Raw genomic sequence first — 19,200 nt, forward strand, 5'->3', positions numbered from 1 at the left:
AACGTGGGCACCGTTACACGCAGGTATCGTACCGGGGTCCAGCAGCCTCCCCTGCGCGCAGTGCGGTTCAATCTCCGCTACCTGCCAATAGGCAGGCCAGGAGGCATCGAGTCATGTCGAGGTCGATTCAGCGAATTCACCGCAATCCACGTTCGGCGAGCACGGCGGCGACGTAGGGACTGAACACTCGTCCGAGTTCGGTCGGCGCATCGTGACCGGGCGGCGGCGGGGTGGGGATATAGCTGATCGCCAGGCGCACCAGGGCGTGGGCGAAGGTGCGGGCTTGGGCCTGGGTCAGCGCGATCCAGCTGCGCTGCATCACCGTCGACAGCCGCTCGGTGGCATGGGCGATGAGCGTCCCGGCGTCGAGGGTGATGAGCCGGAGCAGGTCGAGCTTCACCTCGCCCAACAGCAGCGACTGCACGAGCGGGTCCTGCGCCGAATCGTGGAAGTAGCCGGCCAGGCCGTCCCGGATGGACGCCTGGGCATCGCCCACATTGGCGGCCAGCGCCGTTTCCACGTGGTCGACGAGGTGGTCGGCGAGGCGAACCGCGTAGGCCTCGGCGAGCCCGGAGCGCGAGCCGAATTCGTTGTACAGGGTCTGGCGGCTCACCCCGGCGCCGGCCGCCACATCGGTGAGCGTGATCTTGGACCAGTCGCGCTGCACCAGCAGGTCTCGCATCGCGTCGAGAACGGTTGTGCGCAGCAGCTCACGCGCAGATTCCTGGGTGGCGTTCCGGGCTCTGGTGCTCGGCATATCAGCGACACTTGCACGAACTCACCGCGTGAGTCAAAGTTTCAAGTTCGCTCGATTTCGATCATGAAGAAATCCGACTTGGCCGCGCCGCAGTCCGGGCACGTCCAGTCCTCGGGAATATCCGCCCAACGGGTACCGGCCGCGATTCCGTCCTCCGGCCACCCCAGCGCCTCGTCGTATTCGAATCCGCACTGGGCGCACTGATACAGCTTGTAATCGGTCACTGAGCTCACCGGCCTTTCGGTCGATCGGGCTACCGCCGGCCTGAGGGCCGGGCGGGCAACGGCTCGAAATCGATCTTCTCCCGGACCGCGCAGTCCGGGCAGCACCAGTCGTCGGGCACCTCCGACCAGGGCGTGCCCGGTGGGAAGCCCTCACGCGGGGCGCCCGAGCGCTCATCGTAGACGTAGTCGCACACCGGGCAGCGATACTCGCTCATTCCGGGGCCTCCACCGTGGCCGCGCCGTACCGCGCGAGCACCCGGTCCCGCACCGGCGGATGGATATTGGCACGGGTGATATCGCCGCCGTAGTGCGCGAGCACCCGTTTGTCCATCACCCGCCGCCACAGCGGCGGCACGTAGGCGAGCGTGATCATCCCCGCGTAGCCGGCGGGCAGCGCCGGGGCCTGCTGCCAGGTGCGCAGGGCCTGGTATCGCCGGGTCGGGAACGCGTGGTGATCGCTGTGCCGTTGCAGGTGGTACAGGAAGATATTGGTGACCAGGAAATCGCTGTTCCAGCTGTGCTCGGGGGTGGGGCGCTCGTAGCGCCCGGAGGAAGTGCGCTGCCGCGCCAGACCGTAGTGCTCGGTGTAGTTCACCGCCTCCAGCAAGCCGAATCCCACCACCGCCTGCAGCAGCAGGTACGGCAGCAGTTCGAGCCCGAACACCGCGACCAGCGCGGTGAACAACACCACGGTCAGCAGCCAGGCGGTCAGCACATCGTTACGCCGGTTCCACGGACCGAACCCGAGCCGCTGCAACCGGGTGCGTTCCAGCGCCCACGCCGAGCGCACGCCGCCCCGGACCGATCGGGGTAAGAACGCCCAGAAGCTCTCACCGAATCGGGCGCTGGCCGGATCCTCGGGGGTCGCGACCCGCACATGATGGCCGCGATTGTGTTCGATGTAGAAATGACCGTACGCGCTCTGCGCGAGCGCGATCCGGGACAGGCGCCGCTCCAGGCCCACTTTCTTGTGCCCGAGTTCGTGCGCGGTATTGATCCCGATTCCGCCGACCACCCCCATCGTGACGGCCAGGCCGATCTTGTCGATCAGCTGCAGTCCGCCCGCCACCGGCAGCCGCGGGCCGTCGGCGGTGATCAGGTAGGCACCCGCGAGCAGGGTCGCGTACTGGCACGGCAGATACAGATAGGTGAGGTAGCGGTAGTACCTGTCCTGTTCCAGAGCCGCCACGATCGCATCGGGCGGGTTGGAGCCGTCCCGCCCGACCAACCGATCGGCTATCGGGATGACCAGATAGAGCAGGATGGGTCCGAGCCAGAACACGATATGGATCAGACCGGGACGACCCACGGCGGCAAGGGCCCAGACCAGTGGAATTCCGATGACGAACAGCCCGGTGGGCGCCAACAGGCCCCACAGCCACAGATACCGTTTGGGGTCACGCCAGGATTCGGGCGGAGTGGATTCGTAGGGCTCGGCAGACATCTCCGTCTCATTTCTGATTGGGCTGGGCAGGCTCGGCCTGCTGTCTGACTTCCTCACGCCGGGCGCACCTGGTGTGCGCACCACACTCACCTCTGACGGTAAGCGCGCAGAAGGCCCGAAGCGGAGACGTTTATGACTTCGGTAAAGAACGGGTTCGGGTTCACGCATACCGTTATGCGGCGGCACGTTCCCGAGGCCGTCCGCGAACTGAACCGCCGCCCGGCCGTGATCTGCCGGGCGGCGGTCACCTCAGCGGATCAGCACGTCGGCGTCCGCGGGCAGCCCGTCGACCGGCCACCACCGCAGATCGGCCGACTCCGCGCTGCGCACCGGGACCGCTCCGGGCGGCGCGGTGATCCGGAACAACAGGTCCAGATGCCGGGTCGGGGTGCCGAGTGAACAGGTGATCGGATGGGCCTGGGCGCCGTAGAGACCGGGCTCCGGCCGCAGCCCGGGAATCCCCGATTCCTCGGTGGCCTCGCGCAGCGCGGCGGCGGCCACGGTGTCGTCACCGGGCTCGCAGTGCCCGCCGAGCTGGATCCAGCGCCCGACCCGCGGATGCAGGGTCAGCAGTACCTCGCGGCCGTCGTCGGAGAACACCACGGCCGAGGCGGTGATATGCCCGGGCGCGTGCTCACGCAGGCACCCGCGCGGCGCCGAGCCCAGGAAGGCAAGCATCGCCTCCCGCAGTGAGGCGTCGGCACCGGAGTCCGGCCGCCAGGCGGTCAGCAGTTCGGTCGCCGACGCGTGCAGTGATTCGGCGGTCACAGTTCCACCAGGCCCGCGGCCGGGTCGCGCGGGGGACGCGGGCCCAGTTCCTCGGTGGGATGCCCGATCGCGATGGCGCCCAGCGGGATCCATTCACCATCCAGGCCGAGTACCTCCCGGGTCGTGTCCGGGGCGAAGATGGTCGACCCGATCCAGCAACTGCCCAGGCCTTCGGTCGCCAGCGCGACGAGCAGTCCCTGGACGGCGGCTCCGACCGCGACGGTGAACATGGTGCGTTCGGCGGCGCGGCGGCGTTCGTCCGGGTAGTCGTGGGCGCCGTCGGGAACGCAGAACGGAATGATCACCTCGGGGGCGTCGAACAGGATGCGGCCGCGGTTCACCCGCCGTTCGACCCGCTCGGGATCCAGACCGTCCGCCGAGAGATCGGCCCGCCATCTGGTGGCCATCGTCTCGAGGAGTTGCTGCCGCCGGGCCCGGTCGCGCAACCAGACGAAACGCACCGGACGCGTGTGATGCGGCGCCGGCGCGGTGAGCGCCACCGCGACCGCGGCGCGGATCTGTTCGGGGTCGACGGGGTCGGGTGCGAAACTCCGGACCGAGCGGCGCATCAGCACCGCCTCCCCGCGTCCGCGCGCGATCGCCTCCGCGGTGCCGAGCCAGAAGAGATCGTCGGTACCCGGCCGCACCAGATCCGCTGCGCGGGAGCCATTGTCGGCCACGGACAGACCCCGCACCACCGCGATCGGGATCCCGCCGAGTTTGCCCTTCACCAGATCGGCGGCGGCGGCCAGCTCGTCCGCGATCGCCACCTGGGTGACCTGCAGTTCGTTGCCCTGCCCGTCGACAGCCCCCGCGTAATCGTGCAGCACCGGCAGTCCCGCCGAACCGATCGCGACATCGGTCTGCCCGTTGCGCCAGGCGCGGCCCATGGTGTCGGTGACGACCACCGCGATATCGACGCCGAGTCGCGCGTTCACCGCCGCGCGCAATCCTTTCGCGCTACCGTCGGGGTCGGCGGGCAGCAGCACCAATTCGCCGTTTTCCACATTGGATCCGTCCACACCGGATGCGGCCTGCACGATACCGAGCCGGTTCTCGGTGATCAGAGTCCGGCCGCGGCGCGCCACCACCCGCACCGCCTCCTGTTCGACCAGCCGCCGCCGCGCGGCGTCGCGCTCCTCCGGATCGGTCGGCGCCGGCACGATCCGGCCCTCGGCCTTGGCGACGATCTTGCTGGTGACCACGAGAACATCACCGTCGGTCAGCCACGGCGCCCGCGCGGCGATATGTTCGGCGAGATCGTCGCCGGGGCGGAATTCCGGTAGCCCGGTGATCGGAAGTATCTGCAATTGCGCAGCGGCGTGGTCCGCGGCCACTGTCTCGGCCAACGGGTTTGCGCTGGTCACGGCTTTACTCCTGCCAAATCGAGGGCCTCACGCACCATTTCGGCGGTGGTGGGCGGATCGGTCATCAAAAGGGGAACACTGCGCACCTGCACACCCGGTACCTCGGCGGTATCGGTCGTATGGATCAACCATCCGTCGAGAATCCCTGTGGCCGAACGGGATCCGTAGTGGCGGCCGACCGCCTCCGCCGTCGTCTCCACACCGATCACCGACAGGCACTCGTCGGCCATACCGCGTAGCGGTTTGCCGTCGATCACCGGCGATACCCCGATCACCGGGGCCTTCGTGGTGCGCAGCGCGCCCCGAATTCCGGGCACGGCGAGGATGGATCCGACGCTCACAACGGGGTTCGAGGGAGCGAGTAATACAATATCGGCATCGGCTATGAGTTCGGTCACATTCGGTGCCGGTTTGGCGTCATCCGCCCCGATTGTGGCGAATCCGTGGGTTTCGACGGCGGCGCGGTGGCGAACCCACCACTCCTGGAAATGGATCGCGCGGCGTTCGCCAGGACTCTCCGGGTCGCTGATAACAACATGCGTTTCACAGCGATCGTCGGTTGCCGGGACGAGTTTCACACCCGGTTGCCATCGATTGCAGAGAGCCTCGGTAACCGCCGAGAGCGGATACCCGGCGCGCAGCATTTCGGTCCGAACCAGGTGCGTCGCGATATCCCGGTCCCCCAGTCCGAACCAGTCGGGCTGGGCATGATATTTCGCGAGCTCCTCCTTGGCGTGCCACGTTTCCCCCAGCCGGCCCCAGCCGCGCTCCGGGTCGATTCCGCCACCGAGCGTATACATGCAGGTATCGAGGTCGGGACAGATTCTCAGCCCGTGCATCCAGACATCGTCGCCCACATTGACGATGGCGGAAACCTCCGCCTCGGGCAGAAGCTCCCGGACGCCCAGCAGGAACCGCGCGCCACCGACTCCGCCGACCAGGACGACGATGCGGGGACCATTGGCGGGTGCGCTGTCCGCTTGTTGTGAAGTCACATCTGTACACACTATGCCGCGCGAGAAATGGTGCGTCTTCCGCTATATTTGCCGCTCATTTGCTATTCGGGTCACAAGATCGACTCGGAATGCCGCGCGGGATAGTAACGGAATAGTGACGGTGGCTTGACCATCGCCACCGGCGGCGTGTCTAATCACAGACATGTCATTCCGGGTCGCGCGGGAAGTGCAAGGCGCGTACGGAAACTCGAACGGATGTTCGAATTGGAATGGCAGGTTCGGGGAAGTCCGCGAGACAACGTCGCGGAGTTTGGCCGTCGGTATGCGCGTTGATCGACGGAAATGAATTCTTCTGCGCTAACACACAGTGAGGAGGCGGAGCGATGGCCGATGATCTGGCCCCGGCCGGCATTCCGGTGGGTGTATCGCGAACCGATTTCACAGCAGGCGCAGCACGAGGCGTCGCTGCTGACAACGGCTGGTCCGGGCTCGATCGGAGCGAGGGTGAATCGACTCCCCGGCTCAGCCTGATCGTGACCGGTTTCGACGAGATGTTCGGCTCCATCGAAGAACAGTGGCAAGAACGCGCACTCTGCGCGGAGACAGACCCGGAGGCCTTCTTCCCGGAGAAGGGTGGCTCCACCCGCGAGGCCAAACGCATCTGCATGGGGTGCGAGGTCCGCGACGAATGCCTGGAATACGCGCTCGCGCACGATGAGCGCTTCGGAATCTGGGGCGGCCTGTCGGAGCGGGAGCGCCGGCGCCTCAAGCGCGGTATCGGCTGACGACACCGCTCGCGTCGGTGCGCCCCGGAGCATGTGGCCGGGGCGGGCCGTCGCGGTCGGCGCTCACTGACTAACGTTGGCGGTCATGGCACGATCCCGCAACCGCAGACCCCCGACCGCCCGGTCGGTCAGCCGTCGCGGCCGCGGTGTCCGCGGACCGATGCTGCCGCCGACCGTCCCGGCCTGGCGCACCCGGGGCCAGAAATTCGACCGGCTGGTGCTGGAGGCCTTCGCACCCCTGGACACCCGCTGGCACGATCGGCTCACCAAACTCGATATCGCCGTCGACGACGTGCCCAAAATCCGCCCGCTGCACCCGGACTCGGTCACCTGGCCGGACGAGGTCGTCGCCGACGGCCCGGTCCCGCTGTCCCGGCTCATCCCAGCCGGCGTCGACCGGCACGGCACCCCCATCCGCGCCCGGGTGGTGCTGTTCCGCAAGCCTCTGGAACTGCGCGCCGGCGATCCGGACGACCTGGTCGAACTTCTCCGCGAAGTACTGGTCCAGCAGATCGCGACGTACCTCGGTGTCGACCCGGACGTCATAGATCCGGAACCGGAATAGGGTCGTCGACGGGGTCCCTCCTTCCGTACGGGTGGATCGGTCGGCCGAACGAGCCAAACCACGATGGGGAGGGGTGGGCTCGCCGGGGAAGGTGGGGAGGCGCGGACTCACCCGCGAACGCCGAGAAGACGGAACCCACCCGCGAAGGTGCTGTGTTTTTGGCGCGCTGGCGCGCGCGGGGTTGAGGCCCCCTTGTGTCTCGCCGTTTCGGCCTCGAGACTCGCGCCTTCGGCGCATGCGCTTCGAGGCCGAAACGGCGAGACGGGCCTCAACCCTTTCAGGTGTCTCGCAAAACTCGACACATGTGGTTGCGTGAGCACTCGAGGTCCGGATCGGATGCCGACTCGACCGCCCCGGCCGGCCTGGCGTCTGATCGCTTTCACGAACAGCAGCGCTTTCTCGGTGCCGAGTTCAGCGAGGCCCTCAAAGGGTCGAGGCCCGTCCTGCCCTTGGCCGAAGGTGCTCAATGGTCGCACTCTATGGACGGCCCACCGCACATCGCAAGTCTCGAGGCCTGAACGGCGGGACCGAGGGGGCCTCGACCCCGCCCCGCCGGAGGCGGGGCAATTAGACACGAATCACACTGCGACGCGCCGTATGCGGGCAGATCCATGAGCGTGTCTGCCCCACTCGGGTGGGTGCGGCGGGTTACGCTCATCGGCGTGATCTCCATGCGTCGTTGCTGCCGACCCGGCTGCAAGAATCCGGCCGTCGCGACGCTCACCTATGTCTACTCGGACTCCACCGCCGTGGTGGGCCCGTTGGCGACGGTGGCCGAACCTCATTCCTGGGACCTCTGCGGGACCCATGCCTCCCGGATCACCGCCCCCAAGGGCTGGGATATGGTCCGGCACGAAGGCGGCTTCTCCACCAGCCCGGATGACGACGATCTGACCGCGCTCGCCGAGGCCGTCCGCGAGGCCGGGCTACGCCGCCGCCCGCCGGAGCCCGATCAGCGCGGCTACCGCGACCACACTCCGCCGCCCCGGCCCACCCGCACCGGACGCCGCGGCCATCTCCGGGTACTCCCGGATCCCCCCGGCTGAGCAGTGTTCGACAGCACCGCTCCGGCGCCGACGGACGCTGCACTAGGGTAGTCGCCATGACAGTCGCCCGCTCTGCCGAGTCCGTGAACGCGGTGATCAAGGCCTACGACATTCGTGGTGTGGTCACCGACCAACTCGACGCCGATTTCGTGCGGGACACCGGCGCGGCGTTCGCCCGGTTGATGCGGGGTGAGCAGGCACGGCGCATCGTCGTGGGACACGATATGCGCGCCTCGTCTCCCGGGCTGGTGGCGGCGTTCGCCGAGGGCGTGCTCGCGCAGGGCCTGGACGTGGTCCATATCGGGCTGGCGTCCACCGATCAGCTGTACTTCGCCTCCGGCCGGCTCGATTGCCCGGGCGCCATGTTCACCGCCAGCCACAATCCGGCCCGCTACAACGGCATCAAGCTCTGCCGTCCGCGGGCGCTGCCGGTCGGGCAGGACACCGGCCTGGCGACCATCGCCGAGGAGCTGGTGGCCGGGGTGCCGGGTTACGACGGCGAACCCGGTACCGCCACCGAGACCGATCTGCTCGACGATTACGCCGCCTTCCTGCGCGATCTGGTGGATCTGGGCGGCATCCGGCCGCTGACCGTGGCGGTGGACGCCGGAAACGGGATGGGCGGGCATACCGTACCCGCCGTACTCGGCGCGCTGCCGCAGGTGACGATCGTGCCGCTGTACTTCGAGCTGGACGGCAGCTTCCCCAACCACGAGGCCAATCCGCTCGATCCGAAGAATCTGGTGGATCTGCAGGCGCTGGTCCGCGACTCGGGGGCCGATATCGGCCTGGCCTTCGACGGCGACGCCGACCGCTGTTTCGTGGTCGACGAACAGGGTGACCCGGTCTCACCGTCGGCCATCACGGCGCTGGTCGCCGAACGGGAGCTCGCCAAGGAGCCGGGCGCCACCATCATCCACAATCTGATCACGTCCCGGTCGGTGCCGGAGCTGGTGACCGAGCTGGGCGGTAATCCGGTGCGGTCGCGGGTGGGCCATTCGTTCATCAAACAACTCATGGCCGGCTCGGGCGCGGTATTCGGCGGCGAGCACTCGGCGCACTACTACTTCCGGGATTTCTGGGGCGCCGATTCCGGCATGCTGGCCGCCCTGCACGTACTGGCGGCCCTGGGTGAGGACAAGCGGCCCGTATCGGAACTGATGTCCTCCTACACCGCCTACGCCGCCTCCGGGGAGATCAACTCGACCGTCGACGACGCGGCCGCGCGGACCGGCGCCGTGCTCGACGCGTTCGCCGGGCGGGCGGTCTCGGTGGACCGGCTCGACGGTGTCACCGTGCAACTACCGGACCATGTCTGGTTCAACCTGCGCGCTTCCAATACCGAACCGCTGCTACGACTCAACGTCGAAGCCAGGTCGCAGGAGGAAGTAGACGCACTCGTGACCGAGATCCTGCGCATCGTCCGCGCCTGACTGGAATAGTGGAAATACACACCGTGGATTCGCCCGTCTCAGACCCGGTGTCCACAACGCGGGCGGTCGCGGCCGAGACCGACAACAGCGCGATGAGGGGAGGTGCCACGCCCGATGATCGCTGATACCCCGGTACTCGATCTGGACGATGCCGCAATGCTCGAAGCCGCCGATACCGGCGGCGCCCTCCGTTCGGCCGCGTCCGGTGGCGCCCAGGTGCGTGCCACCGCGGCAGCCGTGGCAGAAGGCGCGCTCACCCGGCTCGACGGTTTGCGCCCGCGCAGTCTGCTGCTGGTCTCCGGGCCCGGCCGGGCCGCCCGAGCGGCCGCGCTCCTGGTCGCGGCGCTCGGCGACCGGACCGGCCTGCCCCTGGTCCAGGTCGCCACCGTGCCCTCCTGGGCCGGTCCGCTCGATGTGGTGCTGGTGGCCGGTGACGACGCCGGCGATCCACGACTCATCGATGCGATCGACCGCGCGCTGCGCCGCGGCGCGGAAGTGGTGGTGGCGGCACCGGACGAAGGCCCGCTGCGCGCCGCCGCGGCCGGCCGGGCCGCGCTGCTCGCGCCCCGTGTCCCGGTGCTCGACGAGAACCGGCTGCTGCGCTATCTCGGCGTCGGGATCGCGGTCCTGCGCACCATAGACGGGCACCGCAGCGCCGGCTTCCTGCCGGAACTGGCCGAGCTGGCCGATGTCCTCGACACCGAGGCGCTGCGCGACGGTCCGCAGCACGAGGTCTTCCACAACCCCGCCAAGAATCTGGCCGCGCGCACCCAGCAGCGCGGACTCATCCTCGCCGGTGACTCCGAGGCCACCACCGGACTGGCGGTGCACGCCGCCGAGGTGCTGCTGCAATCGGCGGGCCGCACGGCGACCGCGGTGGACCTCGCCGTCGCCGTGACAGCGCTACCCCGCCTGGTGAACGCCGCCACCGCAGCCGCTCCCGACTACGATCCGCTGTTCCACGACGAGCAGCTCGACGGGCCGCCGCCGGTGGAGAAGAAGCGGATCTTCGTATGCAGCACCGACTCCGATGTCGTCGCGGCACGCCGCCGGATCGCGGTCTTCGGTGGGGCGGGCGGCGGCACCGTGGACGCCGACCTGGTGACCGCGGAGCTCGAAACGATCCCCGCCGACCCGGCCCGCATCGGATCGGCCGACCCGCAACCGGTACCCGCTCCGATCGGCGGCGAACTGGAACGTCTCGCGGTGCTCGCGCTGCGCTGGGAGATGGCCGCGGCCTATCTGCGGCTCATCGGTGGCCGGGCGATCACGGCGAGCGATCCGGACAGCTACGACGGGGGACACTACTAGTGCACGAACTCGTGGGTGCGCTGCGCTCGTACGCCTGGGGCTCACGCACCGCGCTCGCCGAACTCTGCGGACGCCAGGTCCCGTCGGCCCATCCGGAAGCGGAGCTGTGGTTCGGTGCCCATCCCGCCGACCCCGCCTATCTGCGCACCGACGACGGCACCCGGTCGCTGCTGGAGGTGGTGTCGGAGAATCCCGGCGAGGAGCTCGGCGCGGCCGCCGCGCGGTTCGGTGACCGGCTGCCGTTCCTGCTGAAGATCCTGGCCGCCGAGGAACCGCTGTCGTTGCAGGCACATCCGAGCGCCGAACAGGCACGGTCCGGATTCGCCCGGGAGAACCGCACCCAGGTGCCGCTCGATTCCCCGATGCGCAACTACCGCGACGACAGCCACAAACCCGAACTGGTGGTCGCGCTGGAGCGATTCGAGGCGCTCGCCGGTTTCCGCGACCCGCTGCGCACCGTGGACCTGTTCCGGGCGCTGGATGTCGCCGAACTGGCCCAGTACGCCGACCTGCTCGCCGCGCAACCCGATTCCGACGGCCTGCGGACCCTGTTCACCAGCTGGATCACCCTCCCGCCGACCGTACTGGACACACTCCTGCCGACCGTGCTCGACGGTTGCGTGCGGTACCTGTCCGCATCCGAACGCGAATTCGCCGCCGAGGCCCGCACCACCCTGGAACTGGCCGAAGCCTATCCCGGCGATGCCGGCGTGCTGGCCGCGATGCTGCTGAACCGGATCACCCTGCACCCCGGTCAGGGGCTGTTCCTCGCCGCCGGGAATCTGCACGCCTACCTGCACGGCGTCGCCGTGGAGATCATGGCCAACTCCGACAACGTGCTGCGCGGCGGTCTCACTCCCAAACACGTCGATGTCCCGGAACTGTTGAAGGTCCTGGATTTCGAACCGATCGACCTGCCCCTGGTACTCCCCGAACCCGCCGGCGACGGATCTGTCCGCTACCCCACCCCCGCCCCCGAATTCGCGCTACGCCGCTTCGACCTCACCGCCGGATCCGCCCTGGTCCCACTGACCGATGCGGGCCCGGGCATCGTGCTCTGCACGTCCGGCTCGGCTCGTCTGTTGGACGGTGATTCGAAGGTCACGCTGACCCGCGGCACCGCCGCCTGGGTGTCCGCGGCGGACAAGGACATCCGCGCCCAGGCCACGGACGAACCCGCCACCTTGTTCTGCGCCTGCGTCGGCGCTGTGTAGTTCGGGCGAGCCGATCGACCGGGTAGGGCACGTGCGGTGACGCGATGGGTGCCGGAGTCTTCGCGGCGGGGGTTTGCTCGCACTGCCCGAGCGATGCCGAGATGATCGGCGGCAGGCCGGTGAACGTGGGAAATGGGCTTACCGGCGAAGGTCGGAGGCAGGCCGATACGGGAAGGCGAGCGTGCGGGCCCGCTCGTGAAGGTGCTGTGTTTTTGGCGCGCCTTCGGCGCGCGGGGTTGAGGCCCCCTTGTGTCTCGCCGTTTCGGCCTCGAGACTTGCGCTTCGCGCGGGCGCTTTCGAGGCCGAAACGGCGAGACGGGCCTCAACCCTTTCAGGTGTCTCGTAAAACTCGACACATGCGGTTGCGTCGGCATTCGACGGCCTGATCGGATGCCGACTCGACCGCCTCGGTGACCCTGGCGTCCGATCCGGGTCTTCACGCACGTGGCCGCACCGTCTTGGTGCCGAGTCCGACGAGGCCCTGAAAGGGTCGAGGCCCGTCCCGCCCTTGGCCGAAGGTGCTCCATGGTCGCACTCTATGGACGGCCGACCGCACATCGCAGGCCTCGAGGCCTGAACGGCGGGACCGAGGGGGCCTCGACCCCGCGCCGCCGGAGGCGGCGCAATCCAACACAGCATAGGCTGTTGCGCGGCTGTCGCATCGGACCAATGGTTCGGGCATCGGAGTAGCAGGAGGGTGGCGGATGTCGGCTGGTGGAAGTAAGAGGGCGATTCTCGCCGCGTTGTCGGCGAATGCCGGGATCGCGGTGGCCAAGTTCGTGGGTGCCGCGATCACCGGGTCGGCGTCGATGCTGGCGGAGGGTGTGCACTCGGTCGCCGATACCGCCAACCAGGGCTTGTTGTTGTTCGGGCAGAACCGGGCCGAGCAGCAGGCCGACGAATTGCATCCGTTCGGGTACGGGCGTAGCCGCTATTTCTATTCGTTCGTGGTGGCGCTGGTGCTGTTCACGCTGGGCTCGGTGTATGCCCTGTACGAGGGTGTGCACAAGATCCAGCATCCGGAGGAGTTGAGTTCGCCGATCGTGGCGGTGGTGATCCTGGTGATCGCTATCGCGCTGGAGACCTTCAGTTTCCGCACCGCGGTGAAGGAGTCGGCGCCGCTCAAGGGGCGGGCGAGCTGGTGGCAGTTCATTCGCAATTCGCGGAGCCCGGAGTTGCCGGTGGTGCTGCTGGAGGACACCGGCGCGTTGATCGGTCTGATCTTCGCCCTCGGTGGTGTGGGGCTGACGATGTTGACCGGCGATCCGGTGTGGGACGGGGTGGGCACGCTGGCGATCGGCGGCCTGCTGGGCGTGATCGCGATCGTGTTGATCATCGAGATGCAGAGTCTGCTGATCGGTGAGGGCGCGACTCCCGCGGAGGATCGGGCGATTCGCGAGAACCTGGTGGACGGGACCACGATCGACCGCCTGATCCATATCAAGACCCAGTATCTCGGTCCGGAGGAGCTGCTGGTGGCGGCGAAGGTCGCGGTGACGCCGGGACTGGATATCGACCGGATCGCCGCGGGTATCGACGCGGCGGAGAGCAGGGTGCGGGCGGCGGTCCCGGCCGCGCGGATCATCTACCTGGAGCCGGACCTGTATCGGGAGACCGCGCGCGAGGCCTAGCCTAGGGCGCCGGGTTCGGCGCGGTGTCCGCGGTGAGCAGCCGGTACGGGTCGGTGTGATTGCCGAAGACCGTGCGTAGCGCGTGCCGGGCGGCGTGTACGCCGCTCATTCCGTGGACACCGCCGCCGGGCGGGGTGGCCGAGGAGCACAGGTACACCCCGGGCAGCCCGGTGCTGTACGGGTTCCAGCGCGGTACCGGCCGGAAAACGGTCTGGGCGAGGGTCATCGCGCCCGCGTTGATATCGCCGCCGACATAGTTGGCGTTGTAGGCGGGCATTTCGGCGGCCGTGCGCACGTGTTTCGCGAGGACGAGGTCGCGGAAGCCGGGGGCGAAACGTTCGATCTGGTCGGCGACGAGTTCGCTGACGTCGCGGTCGGAGCCGTGCGGTACGTGGGCGTAGGTGTAGAGAGTGTGCTGTCCGGCAGGGGCCCGGGTCGGGTCGACCACGCCGGGCTGGATGACCATGGTGAAGGGGCGGTCGGTGTGGATTCCGGCGGCTACCGCGTGTTCGGCGGCCATCGCCTCGGCCCGGCTGCCGACCAGGTGCAGGGTGCCGGCTTCGGCACATCCGGGTGCCTGCCACGGCACCGGTCCCGACAGCGCGAAATCCACTTTGCAGGAGCCACCGCCGTAGCGGTAGCGGTCGAGCCGGCGGCGATATCCGGCGGGTAGCCGGTCGCCGGCGATCCGGAGCAGTTCGGCCGGCGCGATATCGCAGAGCACCGCACGGGCGGCCGGGAATTCCGCCAGGGAGTCCACCCGGTGACCGGTGTGCAGCCGCCCGCCGCGCCGGCGCAGGTCGGCGGCCAGCGCGTCCATGATCGCCTGGCTGCCGCCGCGCGGTACGGGCCAGCCGCCCGCGTGGGCGAGGGTGGCCAGCAGCAGGCCGGCGCCCACCGCGGGGAGCTGCCGGGGCGGGATGATGACGTGTTCGGCGACCCCGGTGAACAACGCGGGCGCGACCCTGCCGCGGAAACGGGTGTTCCACAGCGGGGAGCCCTGTTCGAGCATGCGCAGGCCGAATCGGATGGTGGCGGGGCCGAAGGGGATGCGCCGCATATCCGACATCGCCGTGCGTACGACGTGCTGCCAGTCCCGGACCAGCGGCTCGAACAGCGAGCGCCAGGCCTTACCGTCGACCCCCAGGCCGTCGGCTGTCCGCTCGAGATCCCGCCACGCGATCCCGGCGGTGCCGCCGTCCAGCGGATGGGCGTAGGAGGCCGCCGGGGTGAGCAGTTCGACCCCGTGCGCGGCGAGATCGAACGCCTGGAAGAAGGGGGAGGCCAGGGCCATGGGGTGGGCGCCCGCGCATTCGTCGTGCCGGAACCCGGGCAGGGTGGTTTCCGCGGTCCGGCAACCGCCGCCCAGAGTGTCCGCGGCCTCGTGCACCTCGACCTCGAGCCCCGCCGCGGCCATGGTCACCGCCGCCGCGAGGCCGTTGGGGCCGGAACCTACCACTACGACATCCGCCATCCCCCGATTCTGCCTTCTCGGCCGGTTCAGGGTCGGACAGCCACCGCGTCCACCTCGAACAGCATGGTCGGGAACGCGAGCGCCGCGACGCCGGTCAGCGTCTGGACCGGCGGCCGGTCGCCCCAGATCTCGGCGATCTTCGCGCCGACCACCGCCAGTTTCTCCGGGCCGTGGTCGACGATATGGGTGCGCAACTGGGCGATATCGGCGAAGTCCAGGCCTACCGAACGCAGCGCGGTGCCCAGGTTGGCGAACGCCCGCTCCACCTGACCGGCGAAATCATCGGTCGTGGTGGCACCCTGCGCGTCGGAATCGTATTGCCCGGCTACGAACACCAGTTCCCCGCGGGTGACGGCCACATGGCTGTAGCCGAACGGGACCGGATTGTGCAGGGCGGCCGGATTGCTGATCTCGATGGACATACCGGATCTCCTCGATGTGCTGACTGTTCGACAAGGATCCGACGATTCTCGCCCGCCGAGTGTGACATCACCGTCGCGGGTCAGGCGATGGACTGCCCGGCCCGGACCCGGGGACCGGTGTGGACCGGCAGGGTCTCGTAGCCGTGCAGGGTGTAGAGCTGCCGCCGCCGCGGGGTGCCGTCGATCCGCAGGTCCGGGAACTGTTCGAAGAGCGCGCGCAATGCGTGGGCCGCCTCCATCCGGGCGAGACTCGCACCGAGGCAGGCGTGGATACCGCTGCTGAAGCCGAGGTGTTCCTTCGCGTTGGCGCGGGTGATGTCGAAGCGGGCGGGGTCGGGAAACATCGCCGGATCCCGGTTGGCGCCGGCCAGTGACAGCACCAGGGTCGCGCCCTTGCGCAACGGCCGGCCCGCGATCTCCACGTCGGTGTGCGCGAGCCGCGCGGTGGTCTGCACCGGGGGATCGAAACGCAGGATCTCCTCCACCGCGCCGGGCCACAGCTCCGGCTCGGCCCGGAGACGGGCCAGCTGATCGGGATGCTCGAGCAGCAGCACGATGCCCTTGGAGATGAGGTTGACCGTGGTCTCGAAACCCGCACCCATCAACAGGGTCGCCGAGGCGCAGAGTTCGTGGGTGGACAGGTCTCCCAGACGGACCAGGCTGCTGAGGATATCGTCGCCGGGTTCGGCGCGCAGCCGGTCGATATGGCCGAGCAGATACTCCTGGACCGCTTCGGAGGAACGCATGGCGCGTTCGTGGGCGCGCCAGGAGATCCCGATATCCAGCAGCGGGCTGATGGCATCGCCCCAGCTGAGGAACATTTGTCGATCACGGTCGGGGAAGCCGAGCATTTCGGAGATGATGGCGATCGGCACCTGCGAGGCGAACTGACCGACCAGATCGGCCGGCGCGTCGTCGGGCAGGTCGGCGAGCAGTTCGTCGGTGACCGTGACGACCCGGTCCCGCAGGCGGCCGATGGCCCGCGGAGTGAAGGCCGCCGCGACCGGTTTGCGCATCCGGGTGTGTTCGGGCTGGTCGAGCATCAGCATGGAGGGCGGGTCGACGGGATTGGCCGGGATCGGGCGCCGCGCCAGAGCACGGCGGGCGAACCCGGGCAGACGGACCAGCGCGGGCATACCCACACCGAAGCGGTTGTCCCGCAAGACTTCCCGGACCACCGCGTGATCCATGGTGATCCAGAGCGGCCCGACGCGGTGCACTCCGCCGTCGCCGCGTAGTTCCTCGAGCAGCGGATACGGGTTCGTGATCCCCTCGGGTCCGCCGTTGAGGCGGGCGAACAGATCCCCCCGGCGCAGCTGCGCCTTCTTCGCGGCCCGGATCAGCCCGTGCTGATTCACCCAGCGGAACACGTATTCCGGTCTCATCCCACCCATTCCCCACTCCTGTCGTGCCGACGGCTTCCCGGTGCCCCGACCGCCCGGCATCCCGGGCGGTGCGCGGCCGGCGGCCGGTCGGCCCGGTCGCGTTCGACGTCCACCGGCACCGGAAGACCACCGCTACGAACGTTACGGAACGCGCGGCGGCCGGGGAACCTGCCCGAGTCGGAAACTCCGGCCCTACCGTGGTAGGAGATGCCGCGTCACAGGATGCAGGTGACCCGTTCGCTTTCCACCCGCCGCTCCCGCAGCGCCGGATCGGGATTGGCGACCTGCACCAGGGAGGCGCCCGCGGTGAGCACCGCGAGATAGCCGTCGATCAATTCGGCGGGCGTATCCCAGGAAGCGCTGGAGAGCACCCGGTCGCCTTCGGCGAAACCCTGCCGGGCCGCGGACTTGCGGGCCTCGGTGAGTACCTCCGCCACCGGCATACCGTCGAGGGCCGCGCCGGTGCCGCCGGGCAGGAACTGATCCCCGTGTACGCGCACCGCGGTCGCGTAGTCGGTGACCCCGATCGGCAGATCACGGACCGGTCCGCCCATCGGATCCAGCGACAACGCCGCCACCTCGGGCGCATCCTCGGTTTCGGCCAGCCGGTCCGCGGCGGCGAACACCAGATCCGCGTCGGGGTCGGCGTGCAGCACCACTTCGGTTCCCGCCCACCAGCAGCCGAGCAGGACCGCCGCGGTCTGCCAGTGGGCGGGCAGCAGCACCGCGACCCGGGCGCCCGGGGTGAGCCCGAACTCGTCGCGGATCAGATTGCCGGTTTTGGCCGCCCAATTGGCGAGGGTGAGCCCGGACAGCTCGATCCGGGCGCCGGTCGCGTCGTCGTACCAGGTGACGCGGGGGGCGGCCGGTTCGCGGTCCAGAATCGGCTCGAGCACCGCTTCGGGAAGGGTCGTTGCCTGGTCTATGTCACGCATCGTCTGCTTTCGGCGCTCAATTCACACAGGTGGGTCCGTCTTCGGCCGCCGCGATCGGCGGCGCGGGCGGCACCGGAGTGGCCGAGGTCGACGTAGAGCCGAAATCGATCACGTCTCCGCTACCGGATCCGGGGCCAGCGTAGTCGCTCGTCAGCACCACGCTCACCGCTCCCGTCGCTATCGACGGATCCGAGACGACGGGAATCCCGCCCAGCGCGGCCGCGACCGCCTTCGCGCCCGGATCCGACGCCGAGGGTGCGCGCACCTGACTCTGCGACACCGACCCACCGGAATAGTTACCCACGGCCCCCTGGGTGTAACCGAGGCCGAGCAGTTCCTGGGCGACCGAGTTCGCCAGGCCAGAGACCGTGCTGGAGTTGTACACCGACACCTGGACGTTTTCCGGATTCACCGCGGGGGTGGTGGTCTCGGTCGCGGGCCGGCGGGTGGGTTCCTCCCCGACCAGCGCCGCGACATAGTCGTGCACCTCGTCGGGGTCGACCCGCACCACCGACTCCCCGTTGGTGGTGGTGCCGTTGAGATCGGCGACCGGCACGGTCTCGAAGGTGACCTCCCCGGCGGTGAGGTCCTGGAGCTGGTTCAGGAACCCGATCAGATCCCAGCCCTCGTCGAGTACGACGGTGCGGCCCACCGCGTCGCTGAGTTCGCGCAACCGGCTCGGATTGCTCAGCGTGTCGGCGCTCACGACCTGATGGACCAGTTGGGCCATGAACACCTGCTGCCGCACGATGCGGTCCAGGTCGCCGCGTTCGAGATTGTGCCGCTGCCGCACGAAACTCAGCGCCTGCGGACCGTCGAGTTTCTGCCGCCCGCTCGGGAAATACGCTCCCGACAACGGTTCGTCCACCGCGTGGCGCAAGCAGACGTCCACCCCGCCGACCGCGTCGGTGAGCAGTACGAAACCGAGCAGCGAGACCTCGGCATAGTGGTCGACGGTGATCCCGGTGAGCCCGGCCACCGATTCGATGAGGGCCTGCCGCCCGCGCTGCGTCGACTGGTCCTCGGCGTCGTCCGCCGAAACCCCCTCGGCCAGCAGATCGTCCTGCACGCTCTGCTTGGTGACCCCGTAGGCGGAGTTGATCTTCCCCTTGCCCAGGCCCGGTATATCGACGTAGGCGTCGCGGGGAATCGAGATGGCCGTGGCCGAGCGGCCGTCGTTGGGCACACGAACCAGCACGATGGTGTCGGTATTGGTACCTATCTCGTCGCCGGCGTGCAGCATGGCCCGTTCGGCGTCGCTGAGCGGGTTGCCCTTGGCGTCGGTGCGCGAGTCCACGCCGACGAGCAGGATGTCCACCGCGCCGTCGGTATGCCCGCCCAGGCCCAGATCGCTGATCCGTTCGATATTCGAGACCAGCGAATCCACCCCGCGCCAGGCGAACCCGGTCGCCACCAGCACCATCAGAGCAACCGATGCGACCAGTACCCGCACCGGGCTCCACAACGTCGGCTCCCCACGCTG

The 19,200-nt window shown here is 68.9% G+C and carries 19 protein-coding genes; 7 read left to right on the forward strand and 12 right to left on the reverse strand.

Annotated features, from left to right (window positions below):
* Positions 1–136: 136 nt before the first annotated feature.
* The 7 genes from ON38_RS19540 to cofD form a co-directional block, all read right to left on the reverse strand.
* Entirely contained in the window at positions 137–757 is a 621-nt protein-coding gene (locus tag ON38_RS19540; RefSeq protein WP_039826323.1) for a TetR/AcrR family transcriptional regulator, read from the reverse strand.
* Positions 758–798: 41 nt separating this feature from the next.
* Positions 799–981 (reverse strand): rubredoxin, encoded by a 183-nt coding sequence (locus ON38_RS19545; protein ID WP_039826324.1) that lies wholly within the window; start codon positions 979–981, stop codon positions 799–801.
* A 29-nt stretch (positions 982–1,010) separates the two neighbouring features.
* Entirely contained in the window at positions 1,011–1,196 is a 186-nt protein-coding gene (locus ON38_RS35015) for a rubredoxin (protein WP_083872850.1), read from the reverse strand.
* The gene (locus tag ON38_RS19550) at positions 1,193–2,425 is read right to left on the reverse strand and encodes an alkane 1-monooxygenase (protein WP_039826325.1); all 1,233 of its coding nucleotides are present in this window, start codon (positions 2,423–2,425) and stop codon (positions 1,193–1,195) included. Before ON38_RS19550 ends, ON38_RS35015 begins: the two co-directional genes overlap by 4 nt.
* 249 nt (positions 2,426–2,674) lie before the next feature.
* Positions 2,675–3,193 carry an NUDIX hydrolase gene (locus tag ON38_RS19555; protein ID WP_039826326.1) on the reverse strand — a complete coding sequence of 173 codons (519 nt, stop codon included), beginning with the start codon at positions 3,191–3,193 and terminating at the stop codon, positions 2,675–2,677.
* A complete protein-coding gene (locus ON38_RS19560; protein ID WP_051164981.1) occupies positions 3,190–4,560 on the reverse strand; it encodes a coenzyme F420-0:L-glutamate ligase in 1,371 nt (456 codons plus the stop codon). Before ON38_RS19560 ends, ON38_RS19555 begins: the two co-directional genes overlap by 4 nt.
* Entirely contained in the window at positions 4,557–5,555 is a 999-nt protein-coding gene (gene cofD / locus ON38_RS19565) for a 2-phospho-L-lactate transferase (protein ID WP_083872852.1), read from the reverse strand. The genes ON38_RS19560 and cofD overlap by 4 nt, the downstream gene beginning before the upstream one ends.
* 512 nt (positions 5,556–6,067) lie before the next feature.
* Here cofD and ON38_RS19570 point away from each other — a divergent pair.
* The 7 genes from ON38_RS19570 (at position 6,068) to ON38_RS19605 (ending at position 13,501) form a co-directional block, all read left to right on the forward strand.
* Positions 6,068–6,301 carry a WhiB family transcriptional regulator gene (locus ON38_RS19570; RefSeq protein WP_039826355.1) on the forward strand — a complete coding sequence of 78 codons (234 nt, stop codon included), beginning with the start codon at positions 6,068–6,070 and terminating at the stop codon, positions 6,299–6,301.
* Between the two features lie 85 nt (positions 6,302–6,386).
* Complete coding sequence (locus ON38_RS19575; protein ID WP_168165638.1) at positions 6,387–6,866, forward strand: metallopeptidase family protein; 480 nt, start codon at positions 6,387–6,389, stop codon at positions 6,864–6,866.
* Positions 6,867–7,537: 671 nt separating this feature from the next.
* Positions 7,538–7,912 (forward strand): DUF3499 domain-containing protein, encoded by a 375-nt coding sequence (locus tag ON38_RS19585; RefSeq protein ID WP_174372439.1) that lies wholly within the window; start codon positions 7,538–7,540, stop codon positions 7,910–7,912.
* A gap of 56 nt (positions 7,913–7,968) precedes the next feature.
* Entirely contained in the window at positions 7,969–9,345 is a 1,377-nt protein-coding gene (locus ON38_RS19590) for a phosphomannomutase/phosphoglucomutase (RefSeq protein ID WP_039826329.1), read from the forward strand.
* A gap of 114 nt (positions 9,346–9,459) precedes the next feature.
* Complete coding sequence (locus ON38_RS19595) at positions 9,460–10,656, forward strand: hypothetical protein (RefSeq protein WP_039826330.1); 1,197 nt, start codon at positions 9,460–9,462, stop codon at positions 10,654–10,656.
* Entirely contained in the window at positions 10,656–11,870 is a 1,215-nt protein-coding gene (manA, locus tag ON38_RS19600) for a mannose-6-phosphate isomerase, class I (RefSeq protein ID WP_039826331.1), read from the forward strand. Before ON38_RS19595 ends, manA begins: the two co-directional genes overlap by 1 nt.
* A gap of 704 nt (positions 11,871–12,574) precedes the next feature.
* Positions 12,575–13,501, forward strand: a complete 927-nt coding sequence (locus tag ON38_RS19605) for a cation diffusion facilitator family transporter (protein ID WP_039826332.1) — start codon at positions 12,575–12,577, stop codon at positions 13,499–13,501.
* Between the two features lies 1 nt (position 13,502).
* On the opposite strand, the gene ON38_RS19610 is transcribed toward ON38_RS19605, so the two are convergent.
* The 5 genes from ON38_RS19610 to ON38_RS19630 form a co-directional block, all read right to left on the reverse strand.
* Complete coding sequence (locus tag ON38_RS19610) at positions 13,503–14,975, reverse strand: phytoene desaturase family protein (protein ID WP_039826333.1); 1,473 nt, start codon at positions 14,973–14,975, stop codon at positions 13,503–13,505.
* A gap of 26 nt (positions 14,976–15,001) precedes the next feature.
* Complete coding sequence (locus ON38_RS19615; RefSeq protein WP_039826334.1) at positions 15,002–15,397, reverse strand: RidA family protein; 396 nt, start codon at positions 15,395–15,397, stop codon at positions 15,002–15,004.
* Positions 15,398–15,477: 80 nt separating this feature from the next.
* Positions 15,478–16,782, reverse strand: coding sequence for a cytochrome P450 (locus tag ON38_RS19620; RefSeq protein WP_039826336.1), 1,305 nt, complete (start codon positions 16,780–16,782; stop codon positions 15,478–15,480).
* Between the two features lie 215 nt (positions 16,783–16,997).
* Complete coding sequence (locus tag ON38_RS19625; RefSeq protein ID WP_039826337.1) at positions 16,998–17,717, reverse strand: TIGR03089 family protein; 720 nt, start codon at positions 17,715–17,717, stop codon at positions 16,998–17,000.
* 16 nt (positions 17,718–17,733) lie between these two features.
* On the reverse strand, positions 17,734–19,140 hold the full coding sequence (locus ON38_RS19630; RefSeq protein WP_083872855.1) for an LCP family protein: 1,407 nt from the start codon (positions 19,138–19,140) through the stop codon (positions 17,734–17,736).
* Between the last annotated feature and the right edge of the window lie 60 nt (positions 19,141–19,200).

This window comes from Nocardia testacea NBRC 100365, assembly GCF_000308775.1.
In the GTDB taxonomy this organism is placed as follows: domain Bacteria; phylum Actinomycetota; class Actinomycetes; order Mycobacteriales; family Mycobacteriaceae; genus Nocardia; species Nocardia testacea.

Excerpts from the sequence above, each read along its gene's own strand:
- ON38_RS19540 (WP_039826323.1), bottom strand. The coding sequence starts at position 757 with ATGCCGAGCACCAGAGCCCGGAACGCCACCCAGGAATCTGCGCGTGAG.
- ON38_RS35015 (WP_083872850.1), bottom strand. The coding sequence starts at position 1,196 with ATGAGCGAGTATCGCTGCCCGGTGTGCGACTACGTCTACGATGAGCGC.
- ON38_RS19550 (WP_039826325.1), bottom strand. The coding sequence starts at position 2,425 with ATGTCTGCCGAGCCCTACGAATCCACTCCGCCCGAATCCTGGCGTGAC.
- ON38_RS19570 (WP_039826355.1), top strand. The coding sequence starts at position 6,068 with ATGTTCGGCTCCATCGAAGAACAGTGGCAAGAACGCGCACTCTGCGCG.
- ON38_RS19575 (WP_168165638.1), top strand. The coding sequence starts at position 6,387 with ATGGCACGATCCCGCAACCGCAGACCCCCGACCGCCCGGTCGGTCAGC.
- ON38_RS19585 (WP_174372439.1), top strand. The coding sequence starts at position 7,538 with ATGCGTCGTTGCTGCCGACCCGGCTGCAAGAATCCGGCCGTCGCGACG.
- ON38_RS19590 (WP_039826329.1), top strand. The coding sequence starts at position 7,969 with ATGACAGTCGCCCGCTCTGCCGAGTCCGTGAACGCGGTGATCAAGGCC.
- ON38_RS19595 (WP_039826330.1), top strand. The coding sequence starts at position 9,460 with ATGATCGCTGATACCCCGGTACTCGATCTGGACGATGCCGCAATGCTC.
- ON38_RS19605 (WP_039826332.1), top strand. The coding sequence starts at position 12,575 with ATGTCGGCTGGTGGAAGTAAGAGGGCGATTCTCGCCGCGTTGTCGGCG.
- ON38_RS19610 (WP_039826333.1), bottom strand. The coding sequence starts at position 14,975 with ATGGCGGATGTCGTAGTGGTAGGTTCCGGCCCCAACGGCCTCGCGGCG.
- ON38_RS19615 (WP_039826334.1), bottom strand. The coding sequence starts at position 15,397 with ATGTCCATCGAGATCAGCAATCCGGCCGCCCTGCACAATCCGGTCCCG.
- ON38_RS19620 (WP_039826336.1), bottom strand. The coding sequence starts at position 16,782 with ATGAGACCGGAATACGTGTTCCGCTGGGTGAATCAGCACGGGCTGATC.
- ON38_RS19625 (WP_039826337.1), bottom strand. The coding sequence starts at position 17,717 with ATGCGTGACATAGACCAGGCAACGACCCTTCCCGAAGCGGTGCTCGAG.
- ON38_RS19630 (WP_083872855.1), bottom strand. The coding sequence starts at position 19,140 with ATGGTGCTGGTGGCGACCGGGTTCGCCTGGCGCGGGGTGGATTCGCTG.